Genomic DNA, 21,062 nt, shown 5'->3' on the forward strand with positions numbered 1-21,062 from the left:
GCCGCCGGATCAGTCGTAGCCCGCCTCCAGGAACCACTCACCGCCCTCCACCGTGAGCAGCAGCGCCCGCCCGTCGGCCACCGTGACCTGGAAGCGGGCCCGGCGGCGGGCGAGCGACTGGTCCCACCAGTACTCGACCGCCGGCCACGGCCCGGTCCAGCCGTCCACCGGCAGCTCCCGCCCCCGTACCGTCACCCGGGCCGGCCGGGCCGACACCCCCGCCCGGCCGTCCACCAGCACCGGCCGGCCCTGCGCGTCCAGCACCGCGACCGGCACCGGGGTGCGGTGCACCACCGCCGGCCAGACGTCCCGCAGCCGGCCCGGCCACGGCGCGTCGGCCGGCGCCGCCGGATCGTGGGGCTCGCCCCAGGGCACCCGGACCGCCTGCTCGGCCGGCCCCCGCCCGCCGGCCGGCTCGATCCGGCGCAGCCCGGCGTGTCCGAGCACCGCCTGCACCCGGGCCACCGCACGCTCCACCCGGTCGTCCGCGACCGCCTGCCCCCAGAGCGCCAACTGCCGCCCCTGGTCGGGGGAGAGATCGTCGGGCACGAGGCGCAGCGCGGTGAAGCCCGCGTCCGGCCCGGCCTCCGGTCCGCCCGGCAGCCCGGCCGGTGACCCGTCCTGCCGTCCGTCCGGCCGTCCGTCCGGCGGTCCGGCCGCGGTGCGGAAGGTGCCCGCGCCCTGCCAGGCCTGGAGCTGCCAGCGGACGCGCTCGGCCAGCGCCGTGGCCGACAGCCGTCCCTCGTGCCGCCAGAGCCGCGAGACGGTCCGCCCGTCCGCGCAGGACACCTCGACGGCGACCCGCTGGCAGGTCAGCCCCGCTCCGGCGAGCTGCTGGTGCAGCCGCTCGGCCAGGGTCCGGGCGACGAACACCAGCGGTTCGGCGAGCGGCTCGGGCGGGTCGAAGCGCTGCTCGACGGAGAGGTCCGGCCCCTCCGTGCGCGGCACCAGCGGGCGCGGCTGCAAGCCCCGGGCGAGCCGGTGGGCGGTCGTGCCCGCCGGGCCGAACCGGTCCGCCACCGACTCGGCGGGCAGCGCGGCGAACGCCCCGACCGTGGGCAGGCCGAGCCGCTCCAGCAGCTCCGCCAGGGTCTCGTCGCCGAGCGCGGCCACCGGGTAGGGGGCGAGGAACTCCGCCGTCCGCCCGGCCGGCACCAGCACCCCGGCCCGGGCCGCCAGCACCGCGGCGAACAGGCCGTCGGCGACGCCGACCCGACCGCACACCGCGGGAGCGGGCTCCGGGCGGGGGTCGCCGGGAGCCTGGTCCGGGCGGGGAGCCGGCGACGGGACGGCCGGGGCCGACTCCGGCGCCGGGTACGCGGGCGGGCGGGCGAACCCGCCCCGCGCACCGTCCCGCGCCGCCGGGGCGGCGGCGAACAGCTCGTCCACGGCCGCGGCCCGGCGGTGCTCCCCCGCCCGTTCGGCGTCCGCGGGGTGCACGGGGTGTGCCGAGTGCACCCGGGCGGGCCCGGACGCCGGGTGTACGGGGGCAGGCGAGGACGCCGGGTGCGCCCGTCCGGGCGGGTCGGCGTCCGCCGGCTGGTCCTGCGGCCACCCGGACGCCCCGGCCCCGGCGCTGGTACCGGTACCGGTACCGGTCGTACCCGCCCGTCCGTCGGCGTCCGCGCCGCCGGTCACCGCCGGGCGGGCGGTCAGGGCGGCCAGGGCGGCCGCCACCGCGCCCTGGACCTTGCCCGCCAACGCCTCCTCGCCGCCGAAGTACCGGCTCGGCCCCTTCACCGGGATCGCGCACAGGCCCGGGCGCAGCACCTCCACCCGCGGCGTGAACGCCTCCACCGCCGCGACCACCGGCTCGAACCGTCGGGTCTCCGCCTCCTGGTCCCGGTCCCGCAGCTCCAGGGCCGGGCAGAGCCGCTGGGCCAGCTTGAGCCGCTGCCCCTGCCGCACCCCGGCCACCCGGGCGGCCTCGGAGCACGCCAGGATCCGCCCACCGGTCACCACCGCCACCGGGGTGTCACCGCCGTCCGCGGGCGCCGCGACGGCCGCCACCGGCCAGTCCGGGCACCAGACCACCAGCACCCGCGGCGTCCCGGCCGCTCCGCCGTCGGTCATCTCACACCACCGCCATACGTGCGAGGCCCGCACCCGCGACCCCCGCCGTCACGGCCTCCCCCACGCCGGTCACCTCGGTGCTCCCGGCCGCCGCGGCCCCGGTCACCGCGCGCACCGCGCCGTGCTCGTCCGGCAGCCAGAGCCGGGCGGCGCGCCCGCGCGCCGCCGAGCCGCGGCCCTCCGCGACCACCTCCACCTGTCGCCCGGTGAGCTGCCCGTGGCCGTCCCCCAGCCCGAACCACCGCCCGGACCGCACCCCCAGCCGCAGCCCCGCCCCCGGCCACGGGCCGGCCACCAGCAGCACGCACCCGCTGCGCCGCAGCACGGCCGCCAGCCGGGCGGCGGGCTTCGGCGCCACCGGCCCGTCCGGGCGCAGCATGATCAGCTCGACCGCCCCGGCCAGCACCGAGACCACCTCGGCCCAGTGCGGCCCGGGGTCGTCCGCCACCAGCAGCCGGCGCAGGTCCATCCCGTACCCGGCGGCGGCGGCCAGGCCGAGATCCGGCAGCCCCACGGCCGCCGCCCACCCGCCGTCCGACTCCCGGGCCCCCGCCGCCAGGGCCAGCAGCAGCCCGAGGTCCCCGCCGTCGACCGACACCGCCGTGCCCCGTCGCAGCCCGCCCTCCGGCAGTACGGCGCCGAGTGCCGGCAGCACCGGCAGCAGCCCGCGCCGCCCGCCCCCGTCCCCGAGCGCAGCCGCCGACACCACCGGTCGGAGTGGCTGTCGCTCGGAGGTGGGTTCGAATACAGGTTCGAAAACAGGCACACCCCCAGGATCGAACATTCGTTCGCAAAGATTCAAGTCCGATTCACCCACCCCGGCGGTCACCCTCCGTGCCGGGTCACGCCACGTGTCGCCCACCGCGCGGACTGTCACCGCCCCGACCCGAACGGGGCCGCGGAGATCGACGGGGATGCCAGGCGCCGCACTCCGGCGGAGGGGTCGACGGTCACCCGCCCGGTCGCCGCCCCCACCGGGCCCGGAGCGGTCTCCGGGCGGCCAGCCGGGCCGCCCGGCGCAGGCCGGCTTCCGCGGGGGCGTGTTCCCGGGCAAGGCTCGGTCGCTCGGGCCGGCATCGGCAGTACGAGCAGTCAGGATCACCGCAGACGCCCTCACGCCACTCGTCGCACGCCGGGCACAGCGCCGCGTCGTACCGTTCGCAGTAGTCCTGCCCGGTGCCGCACCGCGGGCACGACCCGGGCCCCGGCCGGACGGCGGAGGGGCGCTTACGCGGCATCCCCCGGTACGAGGTTCAGCATCTCCGTATCCACCACGGCTGGGACGGATCGCCGTAGGAGTCCACGATCGTGCGGGAGCAGTAGAGCTCGTCGAGCGGACGCACCCGCCGCCGGAGCTCGCGCGACGCCTCCGTCCGCAGCCCGCGCAGGGCCTGCTCCAGCATCTCCCGCGGGTGCGCTTCGGAGGGACAACACGCTTCGACACCGCAGCCACCAAGTGACGGGTCCGTCAGCCCGCGGGCCGGACCGTGGACGGTACCGGTCCAGCGCGCCATCGCGTCGGCGACGGCCCCCGGCCACGCGTGTGCGTCCTCGAACACGGCGATCTCGCGCTGCGTGCGCGCCGAGACGCCGGAAACGGTCTTCCTGCCGGGCTCCGGACGGAGCCCGCGCGACGGTGCTGTGCGCACCTGCCCCGGGCGTCTACGCGCCATGGGCCTTTCGTCGGTTCGTCATGGACGGCATCCTCCCGGAGGGAGGTGGTTCCGATCAACGCCTTTCCCGGCCCGCCCGTCCACCCGCGGGCCGGGGCTGCGAACCGCGGCCCGGGCCGGACCTCGGCCCGCGGCTCGGCCGGTCGGCCGGTCAGCCGGTCAGCCGGTCAGCGAACGGGCGACGCGGAAGCCGACGTCGTCGACCCGGTAGGTCGGGTGGCTGCGGCGGCGGGCGGAGGCGCGGCAGCTCCAGTGCTCGTCGAACCAGCCGCCGCCGCGCAGCACCCGGTAACCGCCGTAGACCTCGGCGTCGTACACGTCCCAGCACCAGTCCCAGACGTTGCCGAGCATGTCGTGGAAGCCCCACGGATTGGCCGACCGGCCGCCCACCTCGTGGATCCGCTCCTCCGAGTTCCCGCGGTACCAGGCGATCTCGTCCAGCGGGCCGTAGTGCGGGCCGTCGGTGCCGGCGCGGCACGCGTGCTCCCACTCGGCCTCCGTCGGCAGCCGGTACCCGTCGGCGGCCCGGTCCCAGGCGATGCCCTCGGTGCCGTCCCCGTCCCGGCCGGCCTCCGTTCCCCCGCCGCCCCCGCCGTCGGGGCCGAGGCGGTAGGCGGGGGTGAGCCCCTCGCGCCGGGACAGCGCGTTGCAGAAGCGGATCGCGTCCCACCAGGAGACGCCCTCCACGGGCAGCCGGTCGCCCCGGGTCGCGCCCGGCCGGTCACCGGTCACCGCCGCGTAGAGCGCCTGGGTGACCGGAACCGCAGCGAGCCGGTAGGGCGCGAGCTCCACCGGCCAACTGCGCTGCGTCCGGCGGTCGGACAGCGTCACCCGCCCCGCCGGGACGGTGATCATCGGGTTTTCCGCAGAGGTGTCCATGAGCAGGCGATCCTAAGGGGTGCCCGCGGACCGCCCGACAGCCCCCCTACGCTTCTCCCGACACTGCGTCAGACACCCAGCAGACACCCAGCAGGCATCGTGTCAGACGTCGCGGCGCCGGACCGCCACCAGGGCCAGGACGAGCGCCGCCATCGGCCAGATCGCGAGCACCGCCCACGACCCGGAGACCGTGGCGTAGTTGAAGCCGCTGCCCGGCGGCGGCGACCAGTGCTCCACCAGGCGCTTCCAGGCGGAGGACACCATCAGGTGGTTGACGTCGGCGGACCAGCGGACGGAGGTCGAGAAGAACACCGGCAGCATCAGCAGCACGAAGCCCGTGGTGGCCGTCGCCGCCGCGCCGTGCCGGACCAGCACGCCGATGCCCAGCCCCACCACCGCGCAGACCGGCGCCACCAGCGCGGACACCACCACGGCCCGCAGCACCCCGGGGTGACCGAACGGGACGTCGGCGTGACGCCCGCTCAGGATCGCCTGGGAGACGACGAACGAACCGATCGAGATCACCGTGCCGACCACGCCCCAGACCGCGACGAGCACCGCCCCCTTGGCCAGCACCACCGAGCCGCGGGCCGGCACCGCCACCGTGGTGGCGCGGATCAGCCCGGTGCCGTACTCGGCGACGACGGTGAGCGCCCCGATGCTGCCGGCCACCAGCATCAGCGTCAGGTAGCCGGGCACCGGGTAGGCGTCGAACACCAGGAACCCCTCGTTGGGCCGGACCGTCATGTCCGTCCCGCCGAGATTGGCGGACTCCGCGAACGACGCCGCCGCGGAGGAGCCGATCACGAAGAGCGTGGCGAAGGCGAGCAGCCACGGCGTGGAGCGCAGCGAGCGCAGCTTGATCCACTCTGCGGCCACCAGGTCGGCGAAGCGGGCGGGCGGTGTGCCGGCCCGGCCGCCCGGGACGGCGGAAGCCGCGGGGGCGGCCGGAGCAGCGGGAGCGGCCGGAGCAGCGGGAGCGGCGGAGGTGCGTGCGGTCATCGGGTCCGTCCTGCCTGGTACTCGACGTGGTCGGCGGTCAGTTCCATGAACGCCTCCTCCAAGGAGGCGCTGCGGGTGGTCAGTTCGGTCAGCTCGATCCTGCGCTCGAAGGCGAGCGCACCGATCCGTTCGGCGGGCAGCCCGGTCACGACGAGCCGTCCGGCCCCGACCGGACCCTCCGGCTCGACCGTGGCACCGGCCGCCGTCAGCAGCCCGGTCAGCTCGGCGGCCTGCGGCGTGCCGACCACGACGGCCTGCCGGGTGCTGCGGGCCGCGAAGTCGCGCACCGACTCGGCGGCGATCAGCCGGCCCTGGCCGATGACGACGAGCTGGTCGGCGGTCTGCTCCATCTCCGACATCAGGTGGCTGGAGAGGAAGACCGTCCGGCCCTCCGCCGCCAGCCGGCGGAACAGCCGGCGCACCCAGAGCACGCCCTCCGGATCCATGCCGTTGATCGGCTCGTCGAACATCAGCACGGGCGGGTCGCCGAGCAGCGCGCCGGCGATGCCGAGCCGCTGCTTCATCCCGAGCGAGAACCCGCCGATCCGGCGGCGCGCCGCCCCGGCGAGGCCCACCTCCTCCAGCACCTCCGCCACCCGGCGCGCCGGGAGGCCGTTGCTGCGGGCCAGCGCCGCCAGGTGGGCGCTCGCCGTCCGACCGCCGTGGACGTGCCCCGCGTCGAGCAGGGCACCGGCGTGCCGCAGGCCCCGGGGGTGACTGCGGAACGGCACACCGTCGACGGTGGCGGTGCCGGCGGTCGGCGCGTCCAGACCGAGGAGGAGCCGCATCGTGGTGGTCTTGCCGGCCCCGTTGGGCCCGAGGAACCCGGTGACCTGCCCGGGCCGGACGATGAACGACAGCTGGTCGACAGCCGTCCTGCTGCCGTAGCTCTTGGTGAGTTCGTTGACTTCGATCACGGCACCGACTCTTCCGTCCCACCCCACCCGCGGGCATCGGGCCGGGGGCGGCAATCGGGCCGGGCCGGTCCGCCCGCGGGCGTACTCCTCGCGGCCAATGCCCCGCCGGCGGCCGGCGGCTAGTCTCGCCGGATGACGAAGACAAGGCTGATGACCTGGGGCGGGAGCGGGCTCTACCCCGTCATGCTGATGCTGCTGCTGGGCGGCGCGGGCGGCGCGACCGGCACCCTGCACGCCGTCGGGTCGCTGCTCGCCTGCAGCCTGCTCGTCGGGCTGCTGCGCCGGCACCCGGTGGCGGCCGTGGTGCTGACGACGCTCGGCGCACTCAGCATCATGTGGTGCGGCCAGGACCACAGCCCGAACCGGTTCTTCACGTTCCTGGCGGTGGACCTCGCGCTCGGCTTCGTCGTCGCCACCCGGCCGCGACGCACCTCGGTCGTCGCCGTCGCGACCTCGGCCCTGCTGCAGTTGCTGGTCGTCGGTGCCTTCGCGCACGGGCCGCAGCTGTTCGGCTTCGCCGTGATCGCCCTCATGGCGCTGGTCACCGCCGGGACGGTCGGCCTGCTGGTCCGCGAACGCCACGAGCACGCGGCCGAGCTCCGCTCGCAGGAGGTGGCCGAGGCGGTGACCGCCGAACGCCTGCGGATCGCCCGCGAGTTGCACGACATGGTGGCGCACAGCATCGGCATCATCGCCATCCAGGCCGGGGTCGGCAGCCGGGTCATCGAGACCCAGCCGGCGGAGGCCCGCGAGGCGCTACGGGCGATCGAGTCCACCAGCCGGGAGACCCTGGCCGGGCTGCGCCGCACCCTGGTGGCGCTCCGTCAGGCCGACCCGGCCACCGGCTCGGGCTCCGCGCCGCTCGCCCCGACCCCGGGGCTCGACGACATCGAACGGCTGGCGACGGCGACCGCCGACGCGGGCGTCCTGGTCGAGGTCAGCTGGACCGGCGAGCGGCGCCGGCTGCCGGCCGACATCGACCTGTCGGCCTACCGTATCGTGCAGGAGGCGGTGACCAACGTGGTCCGTCACGCGGACACCGGGCACTGCCGGGTGGCCATCGACTACGGGGCGGAGGAGCTGTCCGTGGAGATCCTCGACGACGGGCGCGGGAGGACCGGCACGACGGAATCCGGCTTCGGCATCACCGGCATGCAGGAGCGCGTCAGCCTGCTGCACGGCCGGTTCAGCGCCGGGCCGCGCTCCGACGGCGGCTTCCGGGTGACGGCCCGGCTGCCCCTGCCCGAGCCCCTGCCCGAGCCCGTCACGGCCCCGGCGGGCGCCCGATGAGCATCCGCGTCGTCCTCGCCGACGACCAACCGCTGGTCCGCTCCGGCCTGCGCGTGATCATGGCCGACCACCCCGACCTGGACGTCGTCGGCGAGGCCGGATCCGGCGCCGAAGCCGTCAGCCTCGCACGGGAGTTGAACCCCGACGTGGTCGTGATGGACATCCGGATGCCCGGCATGGACGGCATCGAGGCCACCCGCCTGATCACCGCCGCCTCCGACACCACCCGCGTCCTCGTCCTGACCACCTTCGACGAGGACGAGCACGTCCACGGCGCACTCCGGGCCGGCGCGAGCGGATTCGCCGTCAAGGACATGGCGGTGGACGACATCCTCGCGGCGGTCCGGGTGGTCGCCGCCGGCGACGCCCTGATCGCCCCGGGCGTCACCCGGCGCCTGATCGCCGACTTCATCGACCGCCCGGTCACCGGCACCTCCCCCCGCCCGGCCGCGGTGATCGAAGGCATCACCGAGCGCGAACGGGAGGTCCTCGTCCTGATCGGCCGGGGCCGCTCGAACGCCGAGATCGCCGACGAGCTCTACATCTCGGTCGCCACCGCCAAGTCCCACGTGGCCCGCCTGCTCAGCAAACTGGGCGCCCGCGACCGGGTCCAGCTGGTGATCACCGCCTACGAGACGGGCCTCGCCGAGCCGGGCCGCTGACCCCGGCCCGGCCGCCCGCCCCCTCTGCGGGAGCCCGGCTACCCGCGGCCGGTGAGGAGGGAGACCCGGACGTGCTCCGGGTAGCCGGTGCGCTCCGGGGGGAGGGCGGCGCGGAGGCGGTCGGCGAAGGCCGGGCGGTCGGCCGGGGCAGGCAGCTCGGATGCGGGAATCGCGGACCAGACGGTGCCGAGGAGCTGCTCGAAGGTCAGCTCGTCCGGGTAGTCGACGACGGTCTCGTGCACGTCCGTGAACCCGGCGGCGGCCAGCGCCGCGGCGTAGCGGTCACGGTCGGCGGCGGCCGTGCCGCAGGAGGCGGCGAGGGGGCGTCCGAAGTGCTCCGCCAGCGCCCGGTGCAGGGCGCGCGACCAGTCGCTGTCCTGGGCCCAGACCGGGGTGCCGTTGGCGATCACCGCGACACCGCCGCCCGGCCGGGTGAGGGCGTGCAACGCGCGGAAGAGCTCCTCGTGCCGCATCCAGTGCACGGCATTGCCGATCACCGTGAGGGCGAGCCCCTCCGGGAGGACACCGGCCAGTGCGGGGACGTCGGCGTCCGAGCCGAGCAGCCAGAGTGCGTTGCGGATGCCCTGCCGCTCGGCGGCGGCGCGGGCCAGCCCGAGCATGGCCGGTTCGGGGTCCATGCCGATCACGGTGCGGGCCCGCCCGGCCAGCGGGAGGGCGAGCTGCCCGGTACCGCACCCCAGGTCGAGGACGGCCCCGTCGGCCGTCGGGAAGGCGGACCGGAGTGCGTCGAGGACGGCCGGCGGGTAGCCGCGCCGGTACGCGGCGTAGTAGGCGGCCACGTCCCCGGAGAAGTCCTGGATCGGTCCGGTTGTCGTCATACCGTGCAGTCTGGCACCCGCCGCGCCGGCCCGGGCGTCCGATCGCTGCCGGCGTAACTGCCGTCCCCCTGTTACCGGTTGGAAAGCCGGGGTAACCGGTTGGACAGCCAGGGTTACCGGTTGGCCAGCCGGGGTTACCGGTTGGACAGCCAGGGTTACCGGTTGGCCAGCCGGGGTTACCGGTTGGACAGCCAGGGTTACCGGTTGGCCAGCCGGGGTTACCGGTTGGACAGCCGGGGTTACCGGTTGGCCAGCCGGGCGGCGCAGAGGCTGAGGTGGTGGCGCTCGGGCAGACTGGCGGTGCGGCGGGCGGCGGCGCGGTAGTCGGCGATCGCCGCGGCCCGGTCGCCCGCCAGCTCGTGCAGGTGCGCGCGGACGGCGTACAACCGGTGGTGGCCGGCGAGCCCGTCCGGCGGGCCGGCGAGCAACGCCAGCCCGGCGGCCGGACCGTCCACCATCGCGGTCGCCACCGCCCGGTTCAGGGTGATCAGCGGATTGTCGGAGATCCGGGCCAGCACCCCGTACAGCGCGAGGATCTGCGGCCAGTCGGTCGCCTCCGCGGTCGGCGCCTCGTCGTGGACGGCCGCGATCGCCGCCTGGACCTGGTACGGACCGACCGGTCCGCGCGGCAGGGCCGCCGTCACCAGGGCGACGCCCTCGGCGATCGCGGCGGCGTCCCAGCGTCCGCGGTCCTGCTCGGCGAGCGGGACGGGCCCGCCGTCCGGGCCCGTGCGGGCCGGGCCGCGGGCGTCGGTGAGCAGCATGAGTGCCAGCAGCCCGGCCACCTCGGCGTCGTCCGGGAGCAGTGCGTGGACGGCCCGGGTCAGCCGGATCGCCTCCCGCGCCAGCTCGACGCGCTGCAGGTCGGGCCCGGCGCTGCTGGTGTACCCCTCGTTGAAGATCAGGTAGAGCACGTGCAGCACCGCGTCCAGCCTGGCCGGCCACTCGGCGGCGTCCGGCATCCGGAACGCCGTGCCGGTCTCCTTGATCCGCTGCTTGGCCCGGCTGATCCGCCGGCCCATGGTCGTCTCCGGGACGAGGAACGCGCGGGCGATCTCCCCGGTGGTGAGCCCGCCGACCGAGCGCAGGGTGAGCGCGATCGCCGAGGGCGGGGAGAGCTCCGGATGGCAGCAGAGGAAGAGCAGGGTGAGGGTGTCGTCGCGGTCCGCCCCGCCCCCGGCGTCCGCCGGCGGCGCGGTGAGCCGGTCGGCCGGCTGCTGCCCGGCCACCACGTCCTCCCGCCGGCGGCGGGCCTGCTCGCTGCGGACCAGCTCGGTCATCCGCCGGCCGGCCACCTGGATCAGCCATCCTCGCGGGTTGCGCGGCAGCCCCTCGACCGGCCACTGGGTGACCGCGTCCAGCAGGGCCTCCTGGACGGCGTCCTCGGCGGTGGCGAAGTCGCCGTAGCGGCGGGTGAGCACGCCGACGACCTGCGGCGCGAGGGTGCGCAGCAGGTCGTCGATGCCCGGGCTGGGATCGGTCACGGCTCGATTGTGCTCACAGACCGGTGGGTGGCGGGAAGGTGCCCGGGGCGCGCCGCCCGGCGGACGGCGCGGGCGACGGACGGTCGGCCGTCCGAGGCGGTCGATCGCGGTGGGCGGTCGAACGTCCGAAGCGGTCAGAGCTCGGTGGGCGGCGCCGACATCACCTGGCGGACCTCGATCGGCATGTTCAGCGGCGACCCGCCCGGGCCGGGCGCCGCCGAGACGGCCGCGGCGATCTCGATCGCGCGCTCCTCGCCGTCGCAGTCCACGATCCACCAGCCGGCCACCCACTCCTTGCTCTCCGGGAACGGGCCTTCGGTGATCACCGGCGCGCCGCCGCTGTGCGAGCGCACGATCCGGGCGGTCTCCGGCATGGCCAGCCCCTGGGCGTCCACCAGCTCCCCGGCCTCGGCGAGCGCGGTGTTGGTGTCCTTCATGAACCGGATGTGCGCCTGGATCTCCTCGGGCTTCCACTCGTCGAGCTTGGGGAAGTCGACGTTCTTCTCGCTGAACTGCATCAGCAGCATGTACTTCATGGCCTTGCTCCTCGTTCGTCCTGCTGCCCCGGGGCGGGGCGCTCTCACGGGTAGGTAGAAGCACGCCCGGCGTTTGCGACATCCCCGGCGGGATTTCCCGCGAATCCCCGGAAAAAGTTAGCGGGAACTTCGCACCGCACCCGGGCAGCGACACCCTGTCACCGGCCTGTCACCGGCCTGTCACCGGCCCCGGGTCGGCCCGCCCGGCCTTCCCGGGGCCGCCGTCACCGCGTTGACCCGCCCCAGACCTCCCCCTAGGGTCGGCCTGTGCAGCGATACGACTGGCTGAAGCGGATTCAGCGCATGGATCCGGAGACCGAATTCACCGAGATCTACCGGATCAGCAGCTGGTACGAGTTCCCCTGGGACACCACCCAGTCGCTCGGCTTCGCGCTCTACCGCACCTACGCCGTGCCCAGCATCGGGCGGCTGCTCGCGCAGACCGGCGAGTTCACCCGGCGGGCGCAGAAACGGTACGACGACACCGTGCTGATCCTTGAGGCCGTGGTCGAGCACGGCTTCGGCTCCGAGCAGGGCCGCGAGGCGATCCGGCGGATGAACCAGATGCACCGCCGGTACGACATCTCCGACGACGACTTCCTGTACGTGCTCGCCACCTTCGTCGTCGTCCCCAAACGCTGGCTGGACGACTACGGCTGGCGCCCGTACTCGCCGCACGAAGTCCGGGCCACCACCAACTACTACCGCGAGCTCGGCCGCCACATGGGCCTGAGCGGCATCCCGGAGACGTACGAGGAGTTCGAGCGGCTGCTCGACGACTACGAGCGCGCCCACTTCGGCTACGACCAGGGCGGCCGCGACGTCTCCGACGCCACCCTCGGACTGATGGCTTCCTGGTACCCGGCCCCGCTGCGCCCCTCCATGCGCGTCTCCTCCGTCTGCCTCCTGGACGACCCGCTGCGCGAGGCCTTCGGCTACCCGGCCCCGCCGGCCGCCCTGCGGCGCGCCGTCCGCACCGGCATGTGGCTGCGCGGCCGCCTCGTCCGCCTCCTCCCGCCCCGCCGCAAGCCGCACCTCGCCCGGGACGGCCGCCAGGTCCGCGGGTACCCCGGGTACCCCCACGGCTACCGGATCGGCGAGCTGGGCACCTTCGAGGACGGGCAGGGCCCGGCCGGCGGCTGCCCCTTCCCGCACGCCGCACGCCCGGCCGGGACCACCGGGACCACCGGGACGACCGAGGTCGCGGACGGGAAGTGACCCGGCCGGGCCCGGTCGTGCGTCGGCCCCAGCCGTTCCTGCGGCCACCCGGTCAGCTACCCGGCCGGTTACTCGCCCAGCACCAGGGTGTTCTGGCAGGCAGTCAGGAGCCAGCGGCCGTCCTCCTTGGCCATCACGTAGAGCGGGCTGCCCTCACCGCCGACCGGCTCGCCGTCCGGGCCGAAGTACCGCTGGCGGACCTTGACGGCGGCGACGTCGGGGCGGACGAAGAGGACGTGCACCACCTCGTACCGGGCCGTGTTGCCGCTGCCGGCGAAGGCGCCGGGCAGCACCTTGCGGGTGAACTCGGCGATCTCCTCCCGCCCGGTGAGGCGCTTCCCGTGGCCGGTGGTCCAGATCGCGTCGGCCCGGAAGAGGCCGATGAAATCCTCGGGGAGTTCGTTGACCTGGGCGTGCTGCACGGCGGCCACGACCTGCGCGATGGCCTCGGTCTCACGGGCGGTGGCAGCATCGGGGGCGCCGTCCGTGGCAGTGCCTGCGGCGGCGGGGTTCTGGGCGGTGTCGGCTGCATTCGCGTTCATGACGGCCATGATGGTTGTTCAAGTCCGCTTGAGGTCAAGGGTCTGCGCGGGCTCCGGGCCGGCGGGCTGCCCGGCCGGCCCGCCCGGGAGGCCCCGCCGGCTGCGGAGCGGGGAGCAGAAGACCGGCAGGAACGCCGAGGCGAGCAGGAGACCGCCCAGCCAGAGGGTCGGGTGGAGCCCGACGAGCTCACCGAGCAGGCCGGCCAGCGCCGCACCGATCGCCAGCGCACCCGTCAGCAGGAACCGGAAGGTGGCGTTCATCCGGCCGAACAGGGCGTCCGGGGTCATCCGCCGGCGCAGGCTGACGCCGAGCACGTTGTCCATCCCGGTCTTGAACAGCAGCAGCAACCAGCCGAACCCAGCCACGTAGAGCATCGCACCGTCGCCGATCAGCGGGATCAGCAGTCCGGCGGGCGCCACGGCCAGGCCCGCCAGCCCGAGGACGTGCCGCAGCCCCTCGGAGATCTGCGCACCGAGGCCGCACCCCGCTGCCCCGGCCGGCGGCCGGCCCGGGCAGCGGGGTGCGGCGCAGGGCGATCAGCCGCAGCGCCGAAGCGAGGTGACTCACGGCGGTCACCCCGAGGGCGGCGGGCGCCGTGAGCAGTTGGACGAGGGCGCCGCCCGCGCTGCGCCCGGCGATGTTGCCGACGGCCATCAGCCCGACCACTGCGGCGTTCGCCTGCACCAGGTGGTCGCGGCCCACCAACTTCGGCAGCACGCTCTGCGAGGCGATGTCGAAGAAGACGGTCGCACCGCCGCTGAGCAGGGCGACGGCGTACAACTGCCCGAGGGTGAGCGCCCCGAACCACCAGGCGAGCGGGACGGAGGCGTACAGGACGGCCTTCACGAGGTCCGCGACGACGAGGACGCGGCGGTGGCGCATCCGGTCCACCCAGGCTCCTGCGGGCAGACCGATCAGCAGGAAGGCGAGGGTGCTCAGGGTGGCGAGCGCCCCGACCTGCCCGGCGCTCGCGTCGAGCACGGTGACGGCGATCAGCGGCAGGGCGACGTAGCCGATGTTGGTGCCGAGCTGGGCGAGCGCGGTGGCGGTGAAGAGGGTGCGGAAGTCGGATGTCCGCCAGGGCGATTCAGGGTTCATGGTCCGTTCGTTCGGTGGTGTCCGGGGCCGGCCGCGGCGGGGCTCGGGAGCGGCGGGCGCGGCAATGCGGGGGTCGGGGGCGACGGGACGGGCTGCGCGGGGGTCGGGACCGGCGGCGTCGGGCGGGCCGGTCGTGCACCGTGGTACCGGGTCAGGAAGACGCCGGCCAGGACCACGATCATTCCCGCAACGGTCCGGAGGCTCAACGGCTCGTCGAGGACGATCGCGCCGAGCACCGTCGAGACGACGGGCAGCAGGTAGCCGACGGTGGCGGCGGCGGTGACGCCCTCGATCGCGATCACCCGGTAGTTGAGGTGGAAGGTGAGCCCGGTGGAGAAGACCCCGAGGACGGTCACGGCCACCAGCGCCGTGACGTCGAACCCGGCCGCCGTGCCACCGGGGGCGGGCAGCGCCAGCAGGCTGAGCCCGGCCGCGGCGGAGAGCTGGGCGGCGGAGAGCGCGAGCGGGTCGGTGCCGGTGTCGGTCAGCACCCGCCGCATGTAGGTGAAGGCGACGGCGTAACCGGCGGCCGCACCGAGCAGGGCCAGGACGCCCCAGCCGAACGCGCCGCCGTCCGGCACCCCGCTCCCCGGCGGGCCGCCCTGCCACGGCGAGAAGATCAGCAGCACTCCCGCGAAGCCCAGCACCAGGCCGCCGAGGCGCAGGGGGTGTCCACCCCGTTCCGTGCCGAGCACCAGGCCGATCAGCAGGGACCAGAGCGGGGTCGTCGCGTTGAGCACCCCGGCCAGGCCCGAACCCACGCTCCGCACGCCCACGGCGGTCAGGAAGAACGGCAGCGTGTTGCAGAGGAAGGCCGCGACGAAGAGCCGGCGCCAGAGTGCCGCACCGCGCGGCAGGCGGCGGCGGGCCGACCGGGCGAGCAGGAGCAGCACGGCGGCCCCCGACGCGGAACGCAGCACGGTGATCTGGAGCGGGGAGAGCCCGTGGCGCAGGGCGATCGCGGTCCAGAGGAAGCCCGACCCCCAGAGCAGGGCGAGAACGGCCATCCGCAGCACGGAACACCTGCCTTTCGTCGGCCCCTCCCGGGGCGGTGAGGGGGACGTCGTGATGGGAACGTCGTGATGGGAACGTCGTGATGGGAACCGTCCCGACGGGAAACGCGGAGCGGTAGGAGGAACGCTGCCTGCCGTGACGCGACAGGACAAGTGAAATGTTCTGCATAACCATTAAGCTGGACTGCATGCTCGATGTGCGACGCCTCCAGGTACTCCGCTCCGTGGTCGACAGCGGTTCGGTGAGCGCCGCCGCCGCGGCGCTCGGCTACACCCCGTCCGCCGTCAGCCAGCAGGTCGCGGCACTGGAGAAGGAGACCGGGACGGCCCTCCTCGAACGCGCCGGGCGCGGCGTGCGGCCGACCGCCGCCGGGCTGCTTCTGGCCGAGCACGCCGCCGGCATCGAACGCCGGGTGGCGGCGGCCGGAGCGGCGCTCGCCGATCTGCTGGCCGGCCGCAGCGGCACCTTGACGATTCGCTACTTCGCCACCGCCGGAGCCGAGTTGGTCGCCCCCGCGGTGGCCGCCTTCCGCGCCGACCACCCGGGCGTCCGGCTCGACCTCGGCATGACCGACCCCACGGACCCGCTCCAGGACGTGGTGCAGGGACGGGCCGACCTCGCAGTGGTGGTCCGGCCCCGCGACGCGGCCCCGCCCGGCGTGCGCCTCGTCCACCTGCTCGACGACCCGTACCGGGCCGTGCTGCCGAAGGGCCACCGGCTCGCCGCGAAGCGCGTCCTCGACCTCGCCGACCTCGCGGACGAGCCCTGGGTCGGCAGCGAACGGCCCGGCCCCTGCCTCGACGCCGTCCTGGACGCCTGCGCCGAGGCCGGGTTCCACCCGGAGTTCGCGGTGGACAGCGAGGACTCCCCGACGGCGCAGGGGTTCGTCGCGGCCGGGCTCGGCATCGCACTCGTCCCGCTGCTCGGGCTCGCCGCACGGCGCCACCCCGGCGTCACCGTCCGGAGGTTGCGCACCCCCGAACCGGTCCGTTCCCTGCACGCCGCCGTCCGGGAGTCCGCCTGGGGCCGGCCGGTGCTCGCCCGCCTGGTCAGCGCGCTCCGGGAGACCGCGGGAGCCGTCTGAGCGGGGACGGCCGGGGCGGGACGGCAGGCGAGGACGGAGCGGCGGGCCGGAGCGGGGGGCTCCTGGAGTCGATCCGGGTGGCCCGGGTCGGGCCGGGGCACCCGCACCCGGGCTTCGACCTTCGGCCTTCGACCCAACCGGCGCCGACGTCGGCCCGTGGTCAGGCGGCGAGACCGAGGGCCAGGGTGACCGCGACGGGGGCGAGGTAGAGGAGCGGGAAGGGAACGGTCTTGTACGAGCGGGCCCGCACGTTGGTGACCACGGCGCCGAGGAAGTAGAGGATCAGGCCGACCGCGGCGGCGACGCCGATGACCGGTACGGCGAGGCCGACCAGCAGGCCCGCGGCACCGGCGAGCTTGGCGAGCGCGAGCGGCATCCACCACGAGCGGGGCACACCGTACTCGACGAGCGGCTGGGTCACGAACTCCGCGCGACGCGCCAGCGACACACCGGAGAAGCCGACCCACAGAGCACTGACCACGGCGAGGACGACATAGGCGACGGACACGGTGACACTCCGGTTTCGTTGGTGGACACGAACGGGCGGAAGGGGCTCCGCCCGTTTCGTTGCCGTTGCTTCGACACTCCACTGACCCGCCGCCCGCCCCGGATGTGACAACACGACCGAAGAACTTTCCGCCGCCGTCCCGGCGGCACGGTGCACGTGCACGGACCGGTGACAGGGGCAGGGCTCGAAGAGCCCGCGCAGCAGCACCCGGCGGGGGCTTGAAGTTGCCGCAACGGAAGCTCCTACCGTGTTGTTCGGGGCCGGAGGAACCGGCCCGCCGAGAGGAGACGGTAATGGCCTGGCCGATTGCGGAAGTGGCGCGGATGTCGGGTGTGACCGCCCGGACGCTCCGGCACTACGACGAGGTCGAGCTGCTGCCACCGGCCTGGATCGGCTCAAACGGCCACCGGTACTACGAGGAAAGGCAGTTGCTCCGACTGCAACAGATCCTCGTGCTCCGGGCGCTCGGTGTGAGCCTGTCCGAGATCGGTCGGATCCTGGCCGCCCAGGTGGACGAACTGGAGGCGCTGCGCAGCCACCACCGGCAGCTGGTCTCCGAACGCGACCGGCTCGATGCCCTGGCCGCCACCGTCTCCCGCACGATCACCGAGCTGGAACGATCACGGAAGGACGGCACGCCCATGACCGACATCAACCGACCCGAGAACCTCTTCGAGGGCATCCGGCCCACCCAGTACGGCGACAGCCTGCGCGAGTGGCCCAGACTGGCCGCGGAGGTCGGACGGGTCACCGCGACGATGACCGAGCCCGAGATCGTGGCCGGGCAGCGCGAGCGCACCGCCGGGATGATCCGGCTGGCCGAGCTCATGGCCGGCGGCACGCCGCCCGACGCCGGGGCCGTGCAGGCCGAGGTGGACGGGCAGTACCGGGCGGTCACGGCCCTGCGGCCGGTCACCGCCGAGGAGTACCGGGCGATGGGCCGCTCGTGTGTGGAGAACGAGCAGTGGCGCGCCGCGTACGAGGCGATCGCCCCGGGCCTCGCCGCCTACCAGCGGGACGCGATCGAGGCCTACGCCACCGCCCGGCTCACCTGACCGGCCCCGGCCGGGGTGGGCAGTCTCCCCGGACGGACGGGGTCCGGGGAGACTGCCCGACGCACTGACGCACTGACGCGCTGGCGCACTGGCGCACTGGCGAGCCAACAGTCCGGCGAGCTCACAGGCTGCTGAACTGCCGGGCGGCCGCTACTCGGTGCGCAGTGCCGTCACCGTCCGGGTGCGGGCCGCCCAGGTGGCCGGCAGCAGGGCACCGAGCAGGGCCATCACCAGCCCGCCGAGCGCCAGCGGCAGGACCACTGACGGCTCGAAGACCGCGAGGTCCGCCTCCGGTACGCCCGTCCCTGCGGCGCGGGCCATCGCCGGGACGATCCAATGGTGGACCGTGACGCCCACCGGGACGCCCACCAGACCTGCGAGGAGGCCGCTTCCGCAGACCGAGGTGAGGACCATCCCCAGCGTCTGACGGGGCGACATCCCGATGGCCTTGAGCACTCCGAGGTCGTGGACGCGCTCCCGGGTGTCCAGCAGTACGGTGTTGAGCACTCCGAGACCGGCCACCACCACGAGCAACAGGGTGAGCACTGCGGCCAGCGAGTTCATCGCGAGAACGGTGATGTTCACCCGCGCCTCGCCCGGCTCCGCGCCGAGGCCGAGCGGCCTCAGCGTCTCGTCCAGCGCGTCCGCGTAGGAGCGCCGGTCGGTGCCGGGAGCAAGGTCGACGTGGAATCGCACGGAGGCCGGCAGTACGACGGTGCCGAGAGGTACCAGCGTGGACCGGTCGGTCAGCACCACGTCGTCCGGGGAGAGGGCCTCGCCGACGATCCGAACCGGGGTGCTGCGGCCGTGATCGGTGAGGGTGACCGTGTCGCCGACCGCGACCTGGTTGATACGGAGGAATCCGGACCCCACCACGGCCTCGCCGCCGCCGCGGAACCACCGCCCGGAGATCATCCGGTACCCGCTCCGGGCGGAGTCACCGTCGAAGGCGACCACGCCGCCCCTGCTGGTGCGGTCGGCCACGGAAACCGGAGCGGCGACCGTGCTGAACCAGGCCTGGGTGCCCGGACGGGTAGTGATCGCTGCCACCACGGCGGCCTCGTCCACGTGGTCCACCGGTCCGGCCGAGCGGTCCCGTGGCGGTTCGGCGACGACCGCCCCCGTATGGCCGGCATTGAGGCCGTCCTGGATCCCGTTCAGGGAGACCGCCAGACCCACACCGAGCGTCACCCCGACCGTGCCGAGCAGCACAGCGGCCATGGTGGTGGCCGTACGCACCGGCCGGGTGAGCGGGCCCGCCAGACTCAGGCTCAGTGCCCGAGGCACGGGTAGCCGGGCCAGCAGCCGCCGGGCCGCCGCGGTGGTCCGGGAGGACCACGACCGCGCTCGCGGCGCCGTCCGGCCGACCGCGAGCGCCTCGACGGTCCGCAGCCGGCCGGCCCGCAGCGCGGGGACCAGTGCCGTCCCCGCCACCGCGGCGAGCGCCGCCACCGGAACGACCAGGTCGACCCGGAGCGGGATGCCGAGCAGTCCGCTGCGCAGTGCCCGGTCCGCCAGGCCGAGGACCGGGACGGCCAGCGCGTTCCCCCCGAGGACGCCGAGCGCTGTCCCGGCCGAGGCCGGGACGAGCGCCTGGCCGACGTAGGCGCGGGCGACCTGCCCGGGGGTGAAGCCCAGCGCCTTGAGGATGCCGATCCGCCGGACGGCGGCGGTGACCGCGCCGCTGACCACCACCCCGATGGTCAGCACCGACATGGCGAGGCCGAGCAGGCCGAAGGCGACGACGAACGGGACGAAGGTCTCGGCCGTGCGGTCGGCGTGCTGCTTGACCGGGAGGTAGGAGGAGGCGCCGGTCAGCGCACCCGGCGGCAGGGCGGCCGCGAGCGCCGCCCGGTCCGCGTTCAGCTCGGCGTCGGTGCCGGCCCGGGCGAAGCGGAAGAGCAGTTGGCGGGGTGGTGCGGTGCCGGGTGCGGTCAGTGCGGCGGCCTGCTCGGGAGCGACCCAGCCGTCCGCGCTCCAGGAGACGGAGGAGGCCAGCCCGACCACGGTCAGCGTCGGGCTGCCGGGCAGGTCGGGGAAGGTCATCCGGTCCCCGAGGGCCAGCGGGGACCGGCCGTCCGGGAGGACGACCTCTCCCGGTCCGGCGAGCCAGCGGCCGAGCGTCACCCGGAGGCTGTCCAGCGGTTCGTCCCGGGTGCGGGCGACCAGGGTCATCGGGGCCAGTGCGGCGCCCTCGGGCAGGACGCTGGTGTTCTTCCCCACGCGCGGCCGCAGCGCCAGTGCCGGGTACGGACCGGCCGTCGCCGTCACCCCCGGGGCGTGCGCGGCGGCGGCGAGCTGTGCGGGGGTGGCCGCCGCCGGGTCGGCAAGGACGTTCAGGTGGGCACCGCGCTGCTGGGCGAAGGCGTGGTCGAACGGTCCCTGGGCGGCGGCGAGCAGCCCGGTGGCCAGGACGCAGGCCGTAACGGCCGTCATCGTGGTGAGCACCATCACCAGCGTCTGCACCCGCTTGCGGCCCACCCCGGCCCGGACCACCTTGCCGAGGGCGCTCATCGGACGGCCTCCGCGGCCGTGTCGCGGTGCAGGCGACCGTCCAACAGCTCGATCGTCCGGGTCGCGCAGGTCTCGGCGAGCGCGGTGTCGTGGGTGACCAGCAGGATCGTCTGACCCTCCGCGTTGAGCTCGGTGAGCAGCGCCCGGACGTCCCCCGCCGAGGTGGTGTCCAGCGCACCGGTCGGCTCGTCGGCGAGCAGCAGCGGCGGACGGTTCATCAGGGCCCTTGCCAGTGCGACGCGCTGGCGCTCACCGCCGGAGAGCAGCCCCGGGAACGTCCGGGCGTAGCGGGCCACGCCGAGCCGGTCCAGCAGCTCGGCGGCGCGGGCACCGGCCCGCTCCCGGCGCATTCCGGCCAGCTGGGCGGGGAGCAGCACGTTGTCCTCGACACTGAGGTCGTCCAGCAGGTTGAAGAACTGGAACACCATCCCGATCCGCGCCCGCCGGTACTCGGCCAGCGCCGCCTCGCCCAGCTCGTGGACGGCGACGCCGTCCACCGTCACGCTGCCACTGGTGGGGCGGTCGAGCCCGGCGATCAGGTTGAGCAGGGTGGATTTGCCGCTGCCGGAGCGGCCGAGCACCGCGAGTGCCTCGCCGGCCCGGACCTCCAGGTCCCAGCCCGGCGACCGCCGGGCGGGCGGCATCGGACGTGTCGTAGGTCTTGCTGACGTCG

At 75.0% G+C, this 21,062-nt stretch carries 20 protein-coding genes and 1 pseudogene; 5 read left to right on the forward strand and 16 right to left on the reverse strand.

Annotated features, from left to right (window positions below):
* Nucleotides 1-9 precede the first annotated feature (9 nt).
* From OH807_RS11305 to OH807_RS11330, 6 genes are all read right to left on the reverse strand, one after another.
* Nucleotides 10-2,073, reverse strand: a complete 2,064-nt coding sequence (locus OH807_RS11305; protein ID WP_406197115.1) for a hypothetical protein — start codon at nucleotides 2,071-2,073, stop codon at nucleotides 10-12.
* Between the two features lies 1 nt (nucleotide 2,074).
* Nucleotides 2,075-2,782: a hypothetical protein gene (locus OH807_RS11310; RefSeq protein WP_406197117.1), complete on the reverse strand. Its 708-nt coding sequence runs from the start codon at nucleotides 2,780-2,782 to the stop codon at nucleotides 2,075-2,077.
* Nucleotides 2,783-3,326: 544 nt separating this feature from the next.
* Nucleotides 3,327-3,746 (reverse strand): hypothetical protein, encoded by a 420-nt coding sequence (locus OH807_RS11315; protein ID WP_406197120.1) that lies wholly within the window; start codon nucleotides 3,744-3,746, stop codon nucleotides 3,327-3,329.
* Nucleotides 3,747-3,905: 159 nt separating this feature from the next.
* Nucleotides 3,906-4,625 carry a formylglycine-generating enzyme family protein gene (locus OH807_RS11320; protein ID WP_406197121.1) on the reverse strand — a complete coding sequence of 240 codons (720 nt, stop codon included), beginning with the start codon at nucleotides 4,623-4,625 and terminating at the stop codon, nucleotides 3,906-3,908.
* Between the two features lie 102 nt (nucleotides 4,626-4,727).
* Nucleotides 4,728-5,627 (reverse strand): ABC transporter permease, encoded by a 900-nt coding sequence (locus OH807_RS11325; protein WP_406197123.1) that lies wholly within the window; start codon nucleotides 5,625-5,627, stop codon nucleotides 4,728-4,730.
* Nucleotides 5,624-6,544: an ABC transporter ATP-binding protein gene (locus OH807_RS11330; RefSeq protein ID WP_406197125.1), complete on the reverse strand. Its 921-nt coding sequence runs from the start codon at nucleotides 6,542-6,544 to the stop codon at nucleotides 5,624-5,626. Before OH807_RS11330 ends, OH807_RS11325 begins: the two co-directional genes overlap by 4 nt.
* A 132-nt stretch (nucleotides 6,545-6,676) precedes the next feature.
* On the opposite strand from OH807_RS11330, the gene OH807_RS11335 reads away from it, so the two are divergent.
* On the forward strand, nucleotides 6,677-7,834 hold the full coding sequence (locus tag OH807_RS11335; protein ID WP_406197127.1) for a sensor histidine kinase: 1,158 nt from the start codon (nucleotides 6,677-6,679) through the stop codon (nucleotides 7,832-7,834).
* Nucleotides 7,831-8,496 carry a response regulator gene (locus tag OH807_RS11340; RefSeq protein ID WP_406197130.1) on the forward strand — a complete coding sequence of 222 codons (666 nt, stop codon included), beginning with the start codon at nucleotides 7,831-7,833 and terminating at the stop codon, nucleotides 8,494-8,496. Before OH807_RS11335 ends, OH807_RS11340 begins: the two co-directional genes overlap by 4 nt.
* 38 nt (nucleotides 8,497-8,534) lie before the next feature.
* Here OH807_RS11340 and OH807_RS11345 read toward each other — a convergent pair whose 3' ends face one another.
* The 3 genes from OH807_RS11345 to OH807_RS11355 form a co-directional block, all read right to left on the reverse strand.
* Nucleotides 8,535-9,335 carry a class I SAM-dependent methyltransferase gene (locus OH807_RS11345; protein WP_406197132.1) on the reverse strand — a complete coding sequence of 267 codons (801 nt, stop codon included), beginning with the start codon at nucleotides 9,333-9,335 and terminating at the stop codon, nucleotides 8,535-8,537.
* Between the two features lie 239 nt (nucleotides 9,336-9,574).
* Complete coding sequence (locus tag OH807_RS11350) at nucleotides 9,575-10,819, reverse strand: RNA polymerase sigma factor (RefSeq protein WP_406197135.1); 1,245 nt, start codon at nucleotides 10,817-10,819, stop codon at nucleotides 9,575-9,577.
* A gap of 134 nt (nucleotides 10,820-10,953) precedes the next feature.
* Entirely contained in the window at nucleotides 10,954-11,355 is a 402-nt protein-coding gene (locus OH807_RS11355) for a YciI family protein (protein ID WP_406197137.1), read from the reverse strand.
* Nucleotides 11,356-11,658: 303 nt separating this feature from the next.
* Between OH807_RS11355 and OH807_RS11360 the strand changes: the two genes are divergently transcribed.
* Nucleotides 11,659-12,573, forward strand: a complete 915-nt coding sequence (locus tag OH807_RS11360; RefSeq protein ID WP_406197139.1) for an oxygenase MpaB family protein — start codon at nucleotides 11,659-11,661, stop codon at nucleotides 12,571-12,573.
* A 68-nt stretch (nucleotides 12,574-12,641) separates the two neighbouring features.
* Here the strand turns inward: OH807_RS11360 and OH807_RS11365 are convergent, their stop codons facing one another.
* From OH807_RS11365 to OH807_RS11380, 4 genes and pseudogenes are all read right to left on the reverse strand, one after another.
* Nucleotides 12,642-13,115 carry an SgcJ/EcaC family oxidoreductase gene (locus OH807_RS11365; protein ID WP_406197141.1) on the reverse strand — a complete coding sequence of 158 codons (474 nt, stop codon included), beginning with the start codon at nucleotides 13,113-13,115 and terminating at the stop codon, nucleotides 12,642-12,644.
* Between the two features lie 18 nt (nucleotides 13,116-13,133).
* The gene (locus tag OH807_RS11370) at nucleotides 13,134-13,535 is read right to left on the reverse strand and encodes a hypothetical protein (protein ID WP_406211465.1); all 402 of its coding nucleotides are present in this window, start codon (nucleotides 13,533-13,535) and stop codon (nucleotides 13,134-13,136) included.
* 130 nt (nucleotides 13,536-13,665) lie between these two features.
* Nucleotides 13,666-14,214: pseudogene (locus tag OH807_RS11375) on the reverse strand (MFS transporter); the annotation flags it as partial.
* Nucleotides 14,211-15,221 carry a DMT family transporter gene (locus OH807_RS11380; RefSeq protein ID WP_406197143.1) on the reverse strand — a complete coding sequence of 337 codons (1,011 nt, stop codon included), beginning with the start codon at nucleotides 15,219-15,221 and terminating at the stop codon, nucleotides 14,211-14,213. The gene OH807_RS11380 and the pseudogene OH807_RS11375, both read right to left, overlap by 4 nt.
* A 194-nt stretch (nucleotides 15,222-15,415) precedes the next feature.
* Here OH807_RS11380 and OH807_RS11385 point away from each other — a divergent pair, with 194 nt between their 5' ends.
* Nucleotides 15,416-16,312, forward strand: coding sequence for a LysR family transcriptional regulator (locus tag OH807_RS11385; RefSeq protein ID WP_406197146.1), 897 nt, complete (start codon nucleotides 15,416-15,418; stop codon nucleotides 16,310-16,312).
* 160 nt (nucleotides 16,313-16,472) lie between these two features.
* Here OH807_RS11385 and OH807_RS11390 read toward each other — a convergent pair whose 3' ends face one another.
* Entirely contained in the window at nucleotides 16,473-16,820 is a 348-nt protein-coding gene (locus tag OH807_RS11390) for a DoxX family protein (RefSeq protein WP_406197147.1), read from the reverse strand.
* Between the two features lie 293 nt (nucleotides 16,821-17,113).
* Between OH807_RS11390 and OH807_RS11395 the strand changes: the two genes are divergently transcribed.
* A complete protein-coding gene (locus tag OH807_RS11395; protein ID WP_406197150.1) occupies nucleotides 17,114-17,875 on the forward strand; it encodes a MerR family transcriptional regulator in 762 nt (253 codons plus the stop codon).
* A gap of 150 nt (nucleotides 17,876-18,025) precedes the next feature.
* Here the strand turns inward: OH807_RS11395 and OH807_RS11400 are convergent, their stop codons facing one another.
* The gene (locus tag OH807_RS11400) at nucleotides 18,026-20,389 is read right to left on the reverse strand and encodes an FtsX-like permease family protein (protein WP_406197151.1); all 2,364 of its coding nucleotides are present in this window, start codon (nucleotides 20,387-20,389) and stop codon (nucleotides 18,026-18,028) included.
* Nucleotides 20,386-21,033, reverse strand: a complete 648-nt coding sequence (locus tag OH807_RS11405) for an ABC transporter ATP-binding protein (protein ID WP_406197154.1) — start codon at nucleotides 21,031-21,033, stop codon at nucleotides 20,386-20,388. Before OH807_RS11405 ends, OH807_RS11400 begins: the two co-directional genes overlap by 4 nt.
* Nucleotides 21,034-21,062: the final 29 nt, after the last annotated feature.

This window comes from Kitasatospora sp. NBC_01560 (genome assembly GCF_045208415.1).
GTDB lineage: Bacteria > Actinomycetota > Actinomycetes > Streptomycetales > Streptomycetaceae > Kitasatospora.